The organism is Litorimonas taeanensis, assembly GCF_003634015.1.
Taxonomy (GTDB): domain Bacteria; phylum Pseudomonadota; class Alphaproteobacteria; order Caulobacterales; family Maricaulaceae; genus Litorimonas; species Litorimonas taeanensis.
This window is the reverse complement of sequence record NZ_RBII01000002.1, coordinates 441,813-458,040: the sequence shown is the minus strand read 5'-3', so window position 1 is coordinate 458,040 and position 16,228 is coordinate 441,813. Positions and strand designations below refer to the sequence as shown.

Annotated in this window: 18 protein-coding genes; 10 read left to right on the top strand and 8 right to left on the bottom strand. The window is 46.2% G+C overall.

Annotated elements, in window-relative coordinates:
- Positions 1-62 precede the first annotated feature (62 nt).
- The 3 genes from DES40_RS10095 to DES40_RS10085 all read left to right on the top strand — a co-directional run bounded on the left by DES40_RS10095 (position 63) and on the right by DES40_RS10085 (position 3,735).
- Entirely contained in the window at positions 63-818 is a 756-nt protein-coding gene (locus tag DES40_RS10095; RefSeq protein WP_121101592.1) for a TVP38/TMEM64 family protein, read from the top strand.
- Positions 819-828: 10 nt separating this feature from the next.
- Positions 829-2,268: a dihydrolipoyl dehydrogenase family protein gene (locus DES40_RS10090; RefSeq protein WP_121101589.1), complete on the top strand. Its 1,440-nt coding sequence runs from the start codon at positions 829-831 to the stop codon at positions 2,266-2,268.
- A gap of 72 nt (positions 2,269-2,340) precedes the next feature.
- Positions 2,341-3,735, top strand: coding sequence for a sensor histidine kinase (locus tag DES40_RS10085; RefSeq protein ID WP_121101586.1), 1,395 nt, complete (start codon positions 2,341-2,343; stop codon positions 3,733-3,735).
- 3 nt (positions 3,736-3,738) lie between these two features.
- On the opposite strand, the gene ggt is transcribed toward DES40_RS10085, so the two are convergent.
- Together ggt and DES40_RS10075 are read right to left on the bottom strand one after the other, a co-directional pair.
- Positions 3,739-5,541: a gamma-glutamyltransferase gene (gene ggt, locus DES40_RS10080; RefSeq protein WP_121101584.1), complete on the bottom strand. Its 1,803-nt coding sequence runs from the start codon at positions 5,539-5,541 to the stop codon at positions 3,739-3,741.
- A 69-nt stretch (positions 5,542-5,610) separates the two neighbouring features.
- Positions 5,611-5,955: a response regulator gene (locus DES40_RS10075; protein ID WP_170144957.1), complete on the bottom strand. Its 345-nt coding sequence runs from the start codon at positions 5,953-5,955 to the stop codon at positions 5,611-5,613.
- A 181-nt stretch (positions 5,956-6,136) separates the two neighbouring features.
- Between DES40_RS10075 and DES40_RS10070 the strand changes: the two genes are divergently transcribed.
- Positions 6,137-6,970 (top strand): SDR family NAD(P)-dependent oxidoreductase, encoded by an 834-nt coding sequence (locus tag DES40_RS10070; protein ID WP_121101578.1) that lies wholly within the window; start codon positions 6,137-6,139, stop codon positions 6,968-6,970.
- Positions 6,971-6,989: 19 nt separating this feature from the next.
- Here DES40_RS10070 and DES40_RS10065 read toward each other — a convergent pair whose 3' ends face one another.
- Positions 6,990-7,445: a hypothetical protein gene (locus DES40_RS10065; protein WP_121101575.1), complete on the bottom strand. Its 456-nt coding sequence runs from the start codon at positions 7,443-7,445 to the stop codon at positions 6,990-6,992.
- A gap of 259 nt (positions 7,446-7,704) precedes the next feature.
- Between DES40_RS10065 and DES40_RS10060 the strand changes: the two genes are divergently transcribed.
- On the top strand, positions 7,705-7,878 hold the full coding sequence (locus DES40_RS10060; protein ID WP_121101572.1) for a PLDc N-terminal domain-containing protein: 174 nt from the start codon (positions 7,705-7,707) through the stop codon (positions 7,876-7,878).
- Complete coding sequence (locus tag DES40_RS13235) at positions 7,848-8,066, top strand: hypothetical protein (RefSeq protein ID WP_170144956.1); 219 nt, start codon at positions 7,848-7,850, stop codon at positions 8,064-8,066. The genes DES40_RS10060 and DES40_RS13235 overlap by 31 nt, the downstream gene beginning before the upstream one ends.
- Positions 8,067-8,366: 300 nt before the next feature.
- Here the strand turns inward: DES40_RS13235 and DES40_RS10055 are convergent, their stop codons facing one another.
- On the bottom strand, positions 8,367-9,101 hold the full coding sequence (locus DES40_RS10055) for a ParB/RepB/Spo0J family partition protein (protein ID WP_121101569.1): 735 nt from the start codon (positions 9,099-9,101) through the stop codon (positions 8,367-8,369).
- Between the two features lie 425 nt (positions 9,102-9,526).
- Here DES40_RS10055 and DES40_RS10050 point away from each other — a divergent pair, with 425 nt between their 5' ends.
- Entirely contained in the window at positions 9,527-10,003 is a 477-nt protein-coding gene (locus tag DES40_RS10050; RefSeq protein WP_121101566.1) for a hypothetical protein, read from the top strand.
- Positions 10,004-10,036: 33 nt separating this feature from the next.
- Here the strand turns inward: DES40_RS10050 and DES40_RS10045 are convergent, their stop codons facing one another.
- Positions 10,037-10,414 carry a response regulator gene (locus tag DES40_RS10045; protein ID WP_121101563.1) on the bottom strand — a complete coding sequence of 126 codons (378 nt, stop codon included), beginning with the start codon at positions 10,412-10,414 and terminating at the stop codon, positions 10,037-10,039.
- Positions 10,415-10,473: 59 nt separating this feature from the next.
- Positions 10,474-10,893, bottom strand: coding sequence for a response regulator (locus DES40_RS10040; protein ID WP_121101560.1), 420 nt, complete (start codon positions 10,891-10,893; stop codon positions 10,474-10,476).
- A gap of 405 nt (positions 10,894-11,298) precedes the next feature.
- Between DES40_RS10040 and DES40_RS10035 the strand changes: the two genes are divergently transcribed.
- Positions 11,299-11,808 carry a MarR family winged helix-turn-helix transcriptional regulator gene (locus DES40_RS10035; RefSeq protein ID WP_147405893.1) on the top strand — a complete coding sequence of 170 codons (510 nt, stop codon included), beginning with the start codon at positions 11,299-11,301 and terminating at the stop codon, positions 11,806-11,808.
- Here DES40_RS10035 and DES40_RS10030 read toward each other — a convergent pair.
- Entirely contained in the window at positions 11,805-12,182 is a 378-nt protein-coding gene (locus tag DES40_RS10030) for a DUF4112 domain-containing protein (RefSeq protein WP_121101554.1), read from the bottom strand. The genes DES40_RS10035 and DES40_RS10030 overlap by 4 nt on opposite strands.
- Positions 12,183-12,300: 118 nt before the next feature.
- On the opposite strand from DES40_RS10030, the gene purT reads away from it, so the two are divergent.
- On the top strand, positions 12,301-13,485 hold the full coding sequence (gene purT, locus DES40_RS10025; RefSeq protein WP_121101551.1) for a formate-dependent phosphoribosylglycinamide formyltransferase: 1,185 nt from the start codon (positions 12,301-12,303) through the stop codon (positions 13,483-13,485).
- 11 nt (positions 13,486-13,496) lie between these two features.
- Here purT and DES40_RS10020 read toward each other — a convergent pair whose 3' ends face one another.
- A complete protein-coding gene (locus tag DES40_RS10020; RefSeq protein ID WP_121101548.1) occupies positions 13,497-14,885 on the bottom strand; it encodes a TadE/TadG family type IV pilus assembly protein in 1,389 nt (462 codons plus the stop codon).
- 225 nt (positions 14,886-15,110) lie between these two features.
- Between DES40_RS10020 and DES40_RS10015 the strand changes: the two genes are divergently transcribed.
- A complete protein-coding gene (locus DES40_RS10015; RefSeq protein ID WP_121101545.1) occupies positions 15,111-16,184 on the top strand; it encodes a bifunctional transcriptional activator/DNA repair enzyme AdaA in 1,074 nt (357 codons plus the stop codon).
- The last annotated feature ends 44 nt before the right edge of the window (positions 16,185-16,228 follow it).

Genomic DNA, 16,228 nt, shown 5'->3' with positions numbered 1-16,228 from the left:
CAAAGAAGGCTTGCCTGTTCGACTGAAAGACGAGACGGCATAATATAAATACAGGTAGGAAAATGACAGAAGAACAACAGGTCGCAGTCAAGCCCGCATCCCTCTGGGTGAAGCTCTGGCCGCTTTACATTATATTGGCCGGGCTTGCCTTGGCGTTGTCGCAAGGTTGGCAAAATCAGTTGTCGCCACAAGCGCTTGGTGAAAACGCAGTGTATTTGAACACTCTTGTCGAGAATAATTTTTGGCTTGTCCTGATTGCTTTCATAGGAATTTATGTTGCAGCGACAGCATTTATGGTCCCTGCGAGTGCTTTGACTATTGGGGGCGGTTTTTTGTTTGGTGTGTTTGTTGGCGCGCCCGCCGTAATTATAGGGGCTACAATAGGGGCTTGTATTTTATTCCTTGCGGCTAAGTCTTCAATTGGCGCGACCTTAAAAACCATTGCCGGCCCTTTCCTCGCCAAGATGGAAAAAGGCTTTAATGAAAATGCTTTGTCTTATATGTTTACTCTAAGGCTCATCCCTATTTTCCCTTTTGCTGTCGTCAATATTGCACCTGCTATTTTGGGCGCGAAGTTTCGCGACTATTTTATATCAACCGCCCTAGGCATTATTCCGGGAACGATTGCCTATACTTTAATTGGGTCTGGCTTGCGGGGGACGTTATTAGCCGCTGCAGAAGCAGGCGAGACGGCAAATGTCGGGGCCTTAGTCAAAGAGGCCGGCGCTAATTTCCTTCCTGCCTTTTTTGCTTTAGCTTTGGTCGCGTTATTGCCGACTCTCTATAAGAAATTATTTAAAAAACCTGCGATAAAATAAGAGAATTGAAATGACTAAAACACTTTATAATGTTGATATTTGTGTCATCGGTGCTGGCTCTGCGGGTCTGTCTGTTGCGTCAGGTGCGGCTCAGCTGGGTCGGTCTGTGGTCTTGTTCGAAGCCGAAGATATGGGCGGGGACTGCCTGAATACGGGTTGCGTTCCTTCAAAGGCCATGATTGCGGCTGGTAAAGCAGCACATGCTCAGACCGCGGGAAAAGTCTTCGGCATCAAGCCTGTCAAACCCAAGGTCGACTTTGAAGCCGTGAAAGCGCATGTGAAAGGCGTCATCGAGACAATTGCCCCTGTTGATAGCCAAGAAAGATTTGAAGGCCTAGGCTGTACTGTCATAAGAGAATATGCGCGGTTTAAGGATACCAAAACGATTGAATCAGATACAACAGAGGTGATCGCGAAACGCTTTGTTATTGCCACAGGTTCGCGGGCTTCTGCGCCGCCAATCCCAGGACTGTCAGAAACGCCGTATTTAACAAACGAAAACATTTTCACGGTGGATAGCCTGCCGAAACATTTACTCGTCATCGGCGCTGGCCCAATTGGGCTTGAATTGGGTCAAGCCTTTCGCCGCCTAGGAAGTGACGTGACGATTATTGATGTATCCGAGCCTTTAGGTCGATCCGAGCCGGAACATGCAAAGGTATTAGTAAAGGCATTGGAAGAGGAAGGCGTAACCTTCCGCGCACCAGTCACGACCAAGGCAGTGCGCAAATCAGAAAATGGTGTCGAAATTGAACTTGAAAGCGGTGAAATCTTGTCAGGGTCGCACCTCTTGGTCGCGGCGGGTCGTAAACCCTCTGTGTCGGGATTAAATCTAGAAGCGGCAAATGTTCAATATGACAAGCGTGGTATAGAAGTCGACCCAGACCTGCGTACAAGTAATAAGCGGATATATGCTGCAGGGGACGTCGCCAAAGATATGGGCGGGTTAACACATGCCGCAGGACATCATGCGAGTGCCTTGATCAAAAATTTCTATTTTATGCCGCCAGCCCTAGGGCGATTACTTGCCAAAGCCACGACAGACCGAATGCCTGCAGCGATTTATTCCGAACCGGAGTTAGGGTCAATTGGATTAACAGAGGCTCAAGCGCGCAAAGATCATGGCGATGTGAAAGTCGTTCATTGGGCCTTTGATGAGAATGATCGAGCGATTGCGGAACGGAATACGCAAGGCGGCCTAAAAATTGTGGCAACGCCAAAAGGAAAAATTCTTGGGGCTTCTTGTGTTGGTGAAGGCGCGGGTGACATCATTCAATTAATATCGCTTGCGATGGCCAATGGGATAAAAATTCGTGGACTCACGGCTTTTATCTCGCCTTATCCGACACGGTCAGAAATTGTGAAGCGGGCTGCGGGCTCTTGGTACACAGACGCTCTGTTTTCTCCGAAAACAAAGAAATTGGCAGGTTTTTTTGCAAAGTTTCATTGAGCTTATTAAAGAGTATCAGGGTAGCATGATGGTACCCTTTTATATTTACGGATAACAGGCTAACGCAAAACAATGTTTGACGGCTATATAGCCCGCCGCCTTTCGGCGAAGCTCCTCATGATGACGATTGGCTTTGTCATGCTGGCGGAGCTTGTCATATTCATCCCTTCGGCCGCGCTTTATCGGCAGAACCGTTTGCTGGAACGCATCGAGCAGGCGGGAATATTAAATCAAGCTTTAACAAGCGTTCCTGATTATGAAGCTACAGAAGTTCTTTCGGGGGACTTTATGCGGCAAACAGATATTGAGCTCTTGGCAACAAAGCAGGATGGTATGACTTCTTTGTTACTCGGTATGCCGCCAAATACTGTGAACTATATCGAAGTCGATATGCGGCATCCAAAGCGATTACCGCTTTTCCGCGATACGTTCGGAGACTTCTTTGCCACAGGTGAAGACCGCTTGCGTGTTATCGCTAATTCCCCCGTTGAGGGCCAAGAAAAAATGGAGCTAATTATTCCAAGGCAGGCCATGCGGGCAGAGCTTTGGGAGTATTCCGAACGCATTTTTTTACTGTCACTTGCTATCGCCATAATTACAGGCGCCTTTATATATTTTGCTATGGTAATGGTGATTGTTCGGCCTTTGCAGCAACTCTTACGCGGCATGCAAGCCTTCCGAGAAAACCCCCAACGTCGACAAAATATTGGACGTTCAAATCACCGTAAAGATGAGCTCGGCGAATTAGAGCGAGAATTTTATGATTTAAAACAGTCTCTACGGTCGGCCTTTCGGCAAAGAGAACGTCTTGCGGGCTTGGGCCTGTCGGTTGCGAAAATTAATCATGACTTGCGGAATGTTCTCTCAACGGCCCTTTTAGTTTCTGATCGACTGACCACCCATAAAGATGAGAAGGTGGTCGATATGGGGGAGAAGCTTGTTAGAACCGTTGAGCGAGGTGTAGGGCTGACAGAAGAAGTCTTGGCATATAGCCGCGCTGATACGGCGGACCCTGATGTTGAGCCCATTCGCATTTCTTTCCTTTTGGGCGAAGTCGCAGGCGACACGATGGCACAATATCCAAGCCTTCACTTTAAAAACAAGGTGCCATCTGACCTGCAAATTATAGCCGACCCTGATCAGACATACCGGATTTTACATAATTTATTCCGTAATGCGGCGCAGGCGATGGCAGGGCGACCCACATCGCGGATTCACGTTTCTTCAGAGGAAACTGATGAAGTTGTCTATATTGACATTGTTGATAATGGCCCAGGTTTACCAGAGAGAGCAGAGAAGAATTTGTTCTTGGCTTTCGCGGCTTCGCGCGGCGAGGCTGGGAGTACGGGTTTGGGGCTATCAATATCAAAAGAACTCGCCATTGCCCAAAATGGCGATTTAACGCTCGTACGAACAGATTCAACAGGGACGCATTTCCGCCTCTGCTTACCCAGTATCAACGCTTAGGTGTTATTCGGCGGGAAGAGCGATGCCTTCACGCCTAGGGTCCGCGCCCCCAATTAATGTTCCATCGGCTTGACGGTAAATAATGTGCAAGCCTGAAATCTCGCCCTTAGACCGTACGACTTGATGACCCTTTTCTTCGAGTGCGCTGACGATGTCATTCGGCAATCCGAATTCGACCGCACCAGCGCCGCGGTCAATTTCGTCTGTCTCTTCCGACTTGAGATCCTGCGATTCGAGTCGGACGCGTCCATTGCGAGAAATCACATTGGGGAGCTCAATAGCGTCTTGCGGTGTCAGGCCCCAATCTATCATTCCGACAATTGATTTGGCCGTATAAGCAATAATTGAATTTCCTCCCGGAGATCCTGTCGTAAATAAGAACTCACCTTGCGGATTAAAGACTATCATTGGCGCCATAGAACTACGTGGGCGTTTTCGCGGTGCGGGCGCATTGGCAATCGGCTTTCCGGCGGCATCAACAGGCCGGAACGAGAAATCAGTCAGTTGGTTGTTGAGCATAAAACCATGGGTCATGCGTTGGCTGCCAAAGGGCGCTTCAACGGTTGTTGTCATAGAAACAGTAAGACCCGTTTTATCAACAATTGTAAAATGAGAGGTCCCTGGGCTGTCGGGCGTGGCATCTTGGCCTCGTATAAAATCGACAGGGTTTCCAGCCTGAATATCGGTTAGGGCAGTTTGCGTTTGGATAAGGGCGGCGCGGCTTTTCAAGTAATCCTTGTTCAGCATGGCTTTAGTAGGAACTTCGACAAAATCGGGGTCAGCCACATATTTATCGCGGTCAGCATAAGAGAGCGCAGAGGCTTCAGCAAAAACATGCCAGCCATCTGCTGATGGCCCTAGTGCCTTCATGTCGTAGTTTTCCAACACCCCAAGAATAGACATAACCGCTATGGGGCCAGAGGCTGGGGGCTGCGCGCCGCATAAAATATGATCACGATACTGGCTGCAAACGGCCTCGGTTTTTTGTGCTTGATAAGCGGCCATGTCTTCTAATGTAAGCGTGCCTGCTAGGGGGGGTGCTTGTGTCTTAGCAATGATGGCTTCCGCTATAGGGCCTTCGACAAGCGCACGCGGATTTTCCTGCAGAGCGTAAAGGGTCTCGGCATAAGGTTTGTTATCTCGAACGAAACCCTCGGTTATGGGTTTACCGTCCTCTAGGAAAAAATAATCTCTGGCCTCTGTATCATTTGCAAGGACATAGCCGCTCATGCGTTTGACAAGACTAGCCATCCGAGGGCTTACTTTGAAACCCTCTTCGGCTAATTGAATGGCTGGCTCCATTTGCTCGCCCCAAGGCAGTTTTCCGTAATCTTCATAGGCTTTGTGCAGCATAACCATCGCGCCAGGCACACCAGTCGAACGCCCAGAGGCAATACCTTCAAAGTAACGTAATGGGGCCCCCGTATTGGGATCAAGAAAGAGTTCATCTGTAATATTGCTAGGGGCCGTTTCCCGCCCGTTATAATTCCAGACCTTGGCCGTTTCAGGATCATAAACGACCATAAACGCGCCTCCGCCCAGGCCTGAACTTTGGGGCTCTACAAGGCCTAAAACTGTCTGAACGGCAATAGCCGCATCAATGGCTGACCCGCCGGCATTTAATATCTCTATACCAGCTTGGGTGGCTAGCGGATTTGCCGCCGCCACCATACCTGAGGCCAAGGCGGGCGTTTGAGAAATTAATTCTATTGGGTCTTGAGCTGGCGGGGCTTTCGATGTGTTAGAGCAGGCGACAAGCCCACTGCTCAGTATTGTTCCGAGAAATAAGGTGGAAAGTAACCGCATAAAAAAGCCTTCATCAAGAGGCTAAGGTGTACTGTGCTCTCAGGCACAGGGCAAATAGGAAATTCGAGTTTAGCCCGTCATTTCCTGTAAGGCCATATACATGCGCTTTGGCGAACTAGGTTTTGTGAACACTTTTGCTTTTGGAAACTTTTTAGAGACAGTTTCAGCATGTCTTCGTCCCGTATGGAACACAAATGGGATGTTTTGCGCCGCCATTTTCTTAGCGATAGGAAAAACTTCACGGCCATTCAAATCGATGTCCAATATAGCGGCATCGAATTTCACTTTGTCTATTGATTTCATGCAGGCTTCAAGAGACAGAAAAGGGCCGACTACTTCGGCACCCATGTCTTCGAGGTCCATCTGGAGGCTAAGCGCAATAATGGCTTCGTCTTCTGCTAAAAATATTTTCATTAAGTCGTCCATATGGAGATAATGAATCCCGAGGCTTTATGTTCCCATATTGAGTTTAAAGAACTGTAAAATATGTTGAAACGCAGACCTGCATTGTTTGCATTTAATAACGACTATTGACTTCTTTTGCAAAACATCGCTCGTGGAATAAAGAGCTACACTTGAACTATAGGATTGTGAAATGACAGATATGAATAACAAGATCGCCTTTGTGACAGGCGCTGCCTCAGGCATTGGTTTGTCATTGTGCAAGATGTTTTTGGAAAAAGGCGCCAAAGTCATGATGGCGGATATCGATGAAAAAGGGTTGCTCGCCGCGCGCGAAGAATTGGGCGGCGGTGATGCGATCGCTCATATTGTGTGTGATGTAGCCGAATATGATTCTATAAAAGCGGCCGCAGATGAAACTATTCGGAAATTCGGTAAGGTACATATCGTCGTGAATAATGCGGGGGTAAGCCTTGCTGGGCGCCCCGGTCAGATATATCCTCAAGATTGGCGCTGGATTAATGACATCAATATGATGGGCGTAGCTTATGGCTGCGAGATATTTATTCCGCTAATTCTTTCTCATGGTGAAGGGGGGCATGTCGTGAACACGGCCTCTATGGCCGGCCATATCGCCACCGTGGGAATGGGACCGTATTTTGCAACGAAATTTGGGGTTGTTGGTTATTCAGAAGCGTTATTTCACGAATTAAAGTCTGTAAATATTGGTGTATCATGTCTTTGCCCAACTTGGGTGCAGTCCAACATACACAATACCGCAGATAAAAGCCCTATGGGTGACAAGACCCGAGAGCGTTTTAAAACATCATCATCCTATATGGCTGTTAAAGACTTGATAGAAAATGGCATGAGCCCAGACAGGTATGCGGCTTTATGTGGTCAGAGTATTGAGGCTAATCGTCTTTATGTCTTTAATGATGCCTCTGCTCGGCAGAGTCTTGTTGAGCGCCACAAATCTGTTCTCGCGGATTATGATGCGTGCTTGGAAGAGCTTAAAGATTTATAGACCTTGCGCAGGGTAGCGTTTAAGACTGCCCTGCCTCTGCCATATCGACGAGATCTGGCATGACAAAAGAGAGCGTCGCAGCATGTCCATTTAAACTGCGCGTATCTTCTTCTCTTTGAAGCGTATGAGTTTCTGTTAAATGCGCGACCTCTAAGGCTTCCAGATAGGCCATTAACTCAGTTTTAACAGCCGGATTTGGTGCGTCAGCCGTCTCAATAAATGTAACAAGAATAGTCTCTACATTACAGTCTTTTGCTCTTTCCACGGTGTCGTTCATCGCTTCCGCTGAATGCATGGTGACATATTGATCGTGGAAATAAATATCTAAATCGATTTGCGAGCAACTCTCTGAAAACTCCACGCTTTCATCTAATTTGACATCAAGGCGTTCAGGGGTGGATGGTTGGTTGTCAGCAAAGGCTAAGTTTTGCTCGCCTTGTATAATACTGGTTACACAAAAGGTGATTATAACCATTAGAAGGCTCATTGTGGTTATGGACTTAAACATTGTTATATCTTCTCTAGTGTTGTTGTAGAAATTAAACTCCCCGGAGGATAAAGCGTTCCTGAATATTTAATTTAATTTAATTGATAGCTTCCGCATAAGCCTCTGAGTTAAGAGGCCTATTTATTTTGGAACGCTAACCGCAATCGTCCGTTGTTCACTGTGTCAATAAAAATACACCACCCCTCATGCGTGAATAATTGCGCATGAATAGAACACGGAGAGATTTATGTTAGAAGGATTATTAGGTTTAATTCATTTGGTCGTCGCGATTTGGGCCATCCTAAATATTTTAGGATCAGGCGCGTCAGGCCTTAGTAAGATTTTATGGACGTTATTTGTTCTACTCTTCCCAATTGTAGGGCTGGTCGTATGGTTCTTTATTGGGCCAAAGTCGGCTTAGGTTTGACTCAAGAAAACAATACGCTGTCGGGTGAGAGGTTTGGAATAACATATTCGAAACCCTCTCACCCTATGCCGCATTCACCCTATGCTGATTATGATAAACAGCAAAGGGCGGTTGTTGCCTGCATCGTTTTTGGAACGGTGATATTGGCAATGCTTGCCGCTTTAGGGCTTCATACTCTCTAGGTTGGCATGCCAAACTCCTCATATCTAAGTAATATGGCTTCAGAGAGTATGGCTTCAGGGAGTGCTCTCACTCATAAATTTACACTGAATCATAGTCTCATTTCGAGGGATGACTTTGACATGGTGTGGGTGAAGTCAAGCGCGTAAGAAACAGTCGTACAAACCCCAAACAATATAAGGCCGGAACTCGGGTGTTCCGGCCTTTTTGGTTGCGTGCTGAGATGTAAGGGAAGTTACAACACGCAGGGGTTCGGCAGAAGGCCTTTTGAGGGGGGTGGGAAAGCCCTCAAAAGGTAAGGGTCAGGCTGCAAGAGGTTGCGTGAAAGCCTCATCTTGGAGCACTGAATTGGATCTACCAAAGTTTGAATCAGGTTCAGGATTACGGGAAGGCACAATCAAGATATTATCATCAGGAAGTTCGATGACAGTCTCTCCTGATTTAATGGCCTCAATTATTTTAGAATTAGACACAAAAGGCCCGAGTTGAAGCAAGAGCTCCCATTGCGCCTTTGGATTTGGAATGGTGGCCAGAGCAGCGGCTTGATCCAAATTTATAGCTGCATCATTGAAGCACTTTAAGACTTTTGGGTTCAACCGTGGAAGTGTTGATATATCGCTCACGAGTTTGATGTCGCAATCAAACCGTTTTGCAATTTTATCCCATGGCTTATGCATATTGATGTCACTTAGAACGGCGTGAGCTAATTCTGCCTCGCGCATGAGGCTTGGCCGTGATGGTTGCAATGCCTCGACTTGTAAGGCGTCGACCTCTGTTATGACGCAAGGAATTTTGTGTAAAGCGCGTGTGAACCGTGGGGATTTAGCAAGCGCTTTGAGGGCACGTAGGCGTTTTTTCCCGTCGAGAACTTCATATTTGTTCTTTTTCTTTATAACAATAAGAGGATTAAAAAGCCCATCTGTTGAGATGCTCGCGATCAGTTCTTTAATGTCTGTGCGGGGTTTGCTTTTAAATAAGGTAATTGATGTCTCAGCTGTCAAAGACTTTAAAGGTAACAAAGTCGTCGCATTAATCATTATTCAACTCCCATAGCCGTCGTCTAAAGTTGTTTCGACGGTCATTTGACTGTCCATTCTCTAGTAAAGGGCTAAACATGAACGGCGCATGCATGTTTTCTGTGAATAACTCTGTGAATAAACCTTGTAGTTGTGGGTAAATTCCTCTTCTCCTGGCGAATCACGTCAAATTATCCACAATAATGGGGGTTTTCAGCAAAAATCTATATCTTAATTTGCGTTAACTAATTGGTTCATTTTGGGTCATCTAGTATTCACAAACTGTTAAAATGCACTATTTTACAGTGCTTGATTTTAATTTTCTACTTTGGGTGGTTTAAAGAGTCTTGTAAAAGCGAGGGGCAGGGTACCCTATATGCATTAACCATGTAAATTTGGAATTTGTTAAGAATAATTCGTCATATTTTCCTTCTGTGAGGCCGAAGATGACTCTTATATTAGATAAAGACTTAGACAAACACATTGTGCGCGCAAAAAAGCCCAGCACAGAATTTGGTCCTTCCCATTGGAAGTATCTATTTCGGCTTTTAGGCCTTGTCGTCGTTGCGGATAAGAAAGTTGTCCCGGAATCGGTTGATGCCTATGTAAAGGCTTTACGGGAACTGGCCATTGTTATCGACCCAAAGCTTGTCGTCACCCACCGTATGATTCAAGACTGGATTAGTTTGAATAAGACATCATTGATAGAAATGGTTGATAGTCTTGAGTATGACACAGTGCTTTTAGAAATTTTGAAAGAGATAAAGTTTCTGCCGCACAAGCTAGATGTGATTACAGCCATGGTTCGAGTAGCCATTGCCGATGGCAATTACAGCGACATGAAACAAATGTTCGTAAAAAAGACAATCCTATACTGGAATATTCATGCCGCGAAGCCCTTAATTGAGACGACGGCACCATAAGAACGGTCAAGCTGTGAAAGCCCCTAATCGTATTTAAGGGTTTTCGTCAGAAACGCTTAATAAGCCGCGGGCGATTTTGTCTCTTAGGTGGTATTTATCGACAACATCATACACGTCCAAAATCGTTTTATCTTTCAGATAGGCGGCATCAATAACCCCTGAAATTACGATAAGAGGCACGGAATCAACGATATCACGCAAGGCTGGAACATTGTCTTTGGCCGTTTGACCGTCTCGTAAGTTATTATCCAGCAAGATAATGTCGAAAGTCTGTGTTTTGAGCGTTACAGTGGCTTCTTTGATGGATCTGGCATAGCGCAATGAGAAGGCTCCGCCATAACAATCTTGCATCATCTGATTTATAAGATGATATTCAGTTTCGTCATCATCTATGAGCAAAATCGAAATCATAGCTCACCCTATGGCCGAATCCATATGGAAGCAAGGTGAAGGCACCACGATAGTTAAGTCTAATCTGCGACGATACACCACGAAAAACCCAAACTTTGTACGGCCTCCCGTAAACTGCCTTCAATGTCGGATTTTAAAATAAACCCAGCGACATTATATTTATCGGCATTTAAAATATCCTCATCACTTTCTGAAGAGGTAAAAATAAACACTGTCGAATTTTCTAAATCTTTATCGGCTCGTATTTCTTTTAAGACATCCATGCCGCCCATTCTGGGCATGTTCAGGTCTAAGAAAATCAAATAGGGCTTTGAGAGCGCAGCATGGCCGTCTTCGCCGCGAAGGAGGTTCAAAGCTTCAATACCATTTTTGGCACGAATGAGCGGGTTAGACACACCCATAGTCGAAAGCGTTTGCTTCATGATTTCAAAGTCAAAGTCATCATCTTCAATAATTAAAAGTGAGACAATCTGAGTCATAGGCTTAGGGTCTTTATAATAAGGCGTTTGACGGCAGTCGCCGTAGTTGTGTTTCTATAGTATAAACGAATACAGAAGAAAATCTTTCTAAATATAACGGATGTCACAGTTTAATCTAAGGCATATGAGGAAAATGGGGCTCTAAGTCTTCAATCGACAAGTGTTCATTAAGCGGAAAGGTGTCGGTTATTGGTTACCCCTAAGACACTCCAAAATACGGAGGGTAACATTCACAGCTTAGGCGAGTTTGCTGTCATTCTTCCCCTTTCGTGGGAGAGAGGCTGCAAAGTAAAGCTATTTACGATAATCGGCGCATCTTATAACCCGTCGTCCAACCTAAGGTTATGGTTGTTTAGTTGAGATGATATAAGTAAAGAATAACAAAAATAATCAATATGGGCAGACGTGCGATTTTCAAATTCGAAATATCCTGAGGACAACTCTGACTACAGTCTAATGATTTTGGCTGAGCAAATCAGTAAAGATTATACTGAAGTGCTGAAATTGGTTGTCGTGCCAGCCGTGAAGGCGCTTTATAATCTTAAACTTCGCGAAGTCCGTTTGGTCATGGGGCTTGGCCAATCACGCGAGGCGATATCTGCATCAGAATTAGCAGATCAGTTAAGGCAAGATCCATCGACAGTGACCCGCTCTCTTATTATCTTAGTTCGCGGCGGATTTGTCACCACGGTAGAAAATGAAGCCGATGGTCGTAGTAAAATGATCTCTTTAACGGATAAGGGGCAGGCCGCCGCGCGTTTATGCTATGACTCATTTGATGACTTCTTGTCATCTATAGAGCGGGCCTCAGATTCATCAGTGATCCGCCGACCAGAAGGGACAACTGTCGACCGCATCAATGATATTAAAAAGCGCGCAGCCTTCGTGCTGAGAAAGGCCAAAGGAAAACGCTAGAGGTGTGTCTTTTCTGTAATTGGGCGCGCATCTTGCCCTTCTAAATGCTCTCTTAAAATCGCCGCGTTTTTGTTATTGGCTTTCCAGCCCCAGTCAAATAAGTCCCCAATAAGAGGGATGAGGCCGATAAGCCAGTCGATGAAAATATTGAGGGACATTCGTATAAGTTTGGGTTTACTGACGCCTAATTTGGCGCTTTGATGTACGATGTAAGCCGCCACACCTAAACTGACCGTATCACCAATACCAGGAATTATACCTATCAGGGTATCAATGCCGAGGCCCAAAGATGTACCTGGAATTTTGAACCGGCTATCCATTAATCTTGCGAGAGATTCTATGGATTCAAGTTTTTGGGCGATATGGTGTTCCATAGTTTAAAACTTGCGAAGATTAGCCTAGGTGTAAAGTTGAAATGACGTGTTCTATTAGAGCTTTAGTGTTGCGAAGCGGCAAAGGCAGCACGTTTGGTCTTAAGAGGATGAATTTACAATGGTCGGATTAGGCACAGCTTTATGCAAAGGCGCCAAGAAAGTCATGTTGTTGGGGTCAGGAGAACTTGGAAAAGAAGTGGCGATTGAACTACAACGCTATGGTGTCGAAATTATTGCCGTCGATCGATATGCGAATGCGCCTGCCATGCAAATCGCGCATCGTGCCCATATTATTGATATGACAAAGGGGGAGGCGCTCAGAGCCATAATAGAGGCTGAACACCCAGATCTGATTATTCCCGAAATTGAGGCGATAGCAACGGATTGTCTTGCGGAACTAGAAGGCGAAGGCTTTCAGGTTATTCCGACGGCGCGGGCAACGCAAATAACGATGGACAGAGAAGGGATTCGTACTCTAGCGGCAGAAACATTGGGTCTAGTCACATCAGAATACCGTTTTGCTCAAAGTGAAGCGGAGATGCGCGCGGCTATGAAAGAAATAGGTCTTCCGTGTATTGTTAAACCCGTAATGAGTAGCTCGGGAAAAGGTCAAAGCATGGCCAAATCAGAGGATGATATGGCGCGTGTTTGGCAGTATTCCCAAACGGGAGGGCGGACAGGGGCTTCTCGCATTATTATCGAGGGCTTTGTAGATTTCGATTATGAAATAACCTTGTTGACGGTGCGCCACAAGGAAGGAACGTCCTTTTGTGCCCCCATAGGCCATTTACAAGAAGACGGCGATTATCGAGAAAGTTGGCAACCGCAAGCAATGTCCGAAAAAGCGCTCGCCAGAGCCCAAAAGATGGCCGAGAAAATTACGGAGGCTTTGGGCGGGTATGGCGTCTTTGGGGTAGAGCTTTTTGTAAAAGGCGATGAGGTCATTTTCTCAGAAGTGTCTCCGCGTCCACATGACACGGGCCTCGTGACATTAATCAGTCAGAACCTGTCTGAGTTTGCCCTTCATGCAAGGGCTATATTGGGGCTGCCTATTCCTCAAATCGAGCAGAAAGGTCCGTCTGCGTCTGCGGTCATAATGGGCAAAGGCCAATCAAGAGATATTAGCTTTTCAAACTTAGATAAGGCTTTGAGCGAAGCTGATACAGAGATTAGATTGTTCGGGAAACCTGCCATAGACGGGAGCCGAAGATTAGGCGTAGCCGTGGCGAAGGACCAAACAATAGAGGCCGCCAAAAATAAAGCCCGCGCCGCAGCGCAGGCTGTGAAAATTCATTATGGATAACTTGGCCGCTATTATTGCGAGAGGCGCGTGAAATCGAGACTGTTAGCAATGTCCTTAAAGGCCTTTTCAAGCTCTGCAGCATTACTCGCATCGAAGTAATTATCTGGCTTACTGGCGCAGTTTTTCAAAAGCGTTTCCATTTTTCCCCGACCACTGCCCATGCGGTAGCCCACGGTGAAGACTTCGATTTCATCGTCTTTGACTTTTTCACATAATGTGGCGGTTCGTTTGTCTGCCTCATCACTATCGCGGTAATTATGATATTCTCCAGGCCCTTGAGAAAGCGTGTTCTCGCCGTCCGTCATTATGACCATAGCGTTAGACGCGTATTGCAGCCGGCGTTTTCCGTCTTTTGCGATTTCGGTGAATGGCAGATCTTTCTGCATGGCGCGCCAACCCCAGATAACACCAGAGGGTAAATAGGTCTCACCAGATGTTGATAAAGCATCAATTGTGCGGCCTACTTCTTTCATATTTTCCGTCAACGGAATCATTTCTGTGCCGCAACTATGGTTCATGATCCCCGGAATACGGCGAGATGCATAAGGGGCCTGCTCATTATACGGGGCTTCACGGGAACCAGCGCATCCATACCAAGTATAATCTGTTCTACGCATTTCGCATATGCGGTTCCCAGTCGGTTCATAGACGCCCGGCTCGCATGTTTTATTTTCATAAGTAGTGGAGCCCGTATAGCGGCCATCACTATAATTATCCCGCGTGGTATAGGTGCCATTACCTGTGCAAACCGGTTCTTTGATTGTGCGTTGCTCGTCGTAACAATGTTCTTGTTCAGTAAATGTACCGTCCTTAGAGGTATCAATCCATGTTGCGTCTTTATTCTTAAGCCCGACATTCACATATTTCCCAAAAGGAATAACGGCAATTTTTATATTGCTCTCAAAGGCTTCAAATTCTTCAATCATGGCGTGCGATGCGGATTTTAAGTCTTTGATATTGCTACCTGTCATGGAATCTGTTGTGTCTAGAACAAGCGCGATATTGATGGGGGTATCGATGGCCAGAGGCGAGGCGGCGTTCGCGACAACATCAATCTCTTTATAGCCCATAAAACCCATAATGAGAGTGTCATAAGCACTATTGGCTTCGACATAGAGAACGTCATTTTTGAGTTCTATACTAGAGGTAATGGGCCAATTTTGTGTGTTATGTTGTGCGATAACTTTATCGACGATAACTTTCAGCTCAGACTTTTTTCTAAGCTTAGATTTGGCCGCCGCCAGAGTCGCATTATCTACCATGTCCTGCAAAGACTGTTTATGTTTAGAGGTCGCAGAGAAGTCATAGGCGGCGCCAATTGCAACCAAAATGGTAGACATTCCAACGGCGGTAACAATGGAAATGTTACCCGAATTTGATTTTAAGAATTTCTTTAGCATGCACCACTCTCCATGGCGGTGTCATTACACATTATAGGTCAATGGAGCGTTGAAAGATAAGGTTTATAGAGCGTAAACTTTCAAAGGGGCTGAAGGTTAGGGCTGTTGGCGGTGTGACAACTGCATCAAGAAAACCTATCTGATAACAAATGCCATAATACGGAATATTGCTTGTCATGGTTGTTTTTCGGCGATGAAATTTCCTATCTATGCTAGTTTAGTAAAATGATGACCGTTCACACAGATGATATGCGCACAGATGATCTGCGCACAGATGATATGCGCTATGAGGCATTAAAAGACCGCAAAGGCGCCGTGGGTTTGAACTTTATTCTGGCCGTCCTTTCAACAGGTATTTTTTGTCGTCCAGGCTGCCCAGCACGACGGCCCTTACGGAAGAACTGCGTGTTCTATGAAACGGCCGCTCTCGCATTGAAAGCGGGGTATCGGCCCTGTAAACGCTGTCACCCCCTCGGGGGGCAGCGCGCAGCATTAGAAAGCTTGATGCAGGAAATTTATGCCAATCCAGAGGCCGATTGGAGCGCGAAAGCATTAGAAGAAAAGGGGCTTGCCCCGACGACCCTAAGACGACAATTTAAAGCCCATACAGGCTTTGGATTAGGCGCCTTTATTCGCTGGGTTCGTCTTGGCCAGGCCGCGCAATCTTTGACGCAAGGGGAAACTGTAATCATGGCACAATTAGATGCAGGCTTCGATAGTCCGTCTGGGTTTCGGGCCGCTTTTGGCGATATGTTTGGGCAGGCCCCCGCCCGGATAAAATTTGATGAACAAAATCCGTTATGCGTGGCTTGGCATGAAACGCCAATGGGCCGTATGGTGAGTATCGCCGATGAAACCGCGCTCTATATGCTTGAATTCACCAATCGCGTGAAGATGCTGGCCCAAGTTAAGCGACTACACCGTCTGCACAATCGTCCGATACTTGTCGGACGAACGGTTATATCCGAACACATAGAGGATGAGCTTAAACGGTATTTTAAAGGCGAGCTGAAACAGTTTGAGACGCCATTAGTGCTAACGGGTACGGATTTCCAAAAACAAACTTGGGCGCAACTCTGTGCAATTCCTTATGGTGAAACGCGTTCCTATGCGCAGCTCGCTATGGCCGTAGGAAATGAAAAAGCGGTGCGCGCCGTTGCTAGCTCTAATGCTAAAAATGGATTAGCACTGATTGTGCCCTGCCATCGCGTAATCGCCAAAGATGGCTCACTTGGGGGATATGCAGGCGGGGTCGAGCGGAAAAGCGCGTTGCTCTCTCTAGAAACAAATAACCTTTAAACTCAGCAAAATACTTACGGGGCTATGTCGCGCGCTCTAGGTTC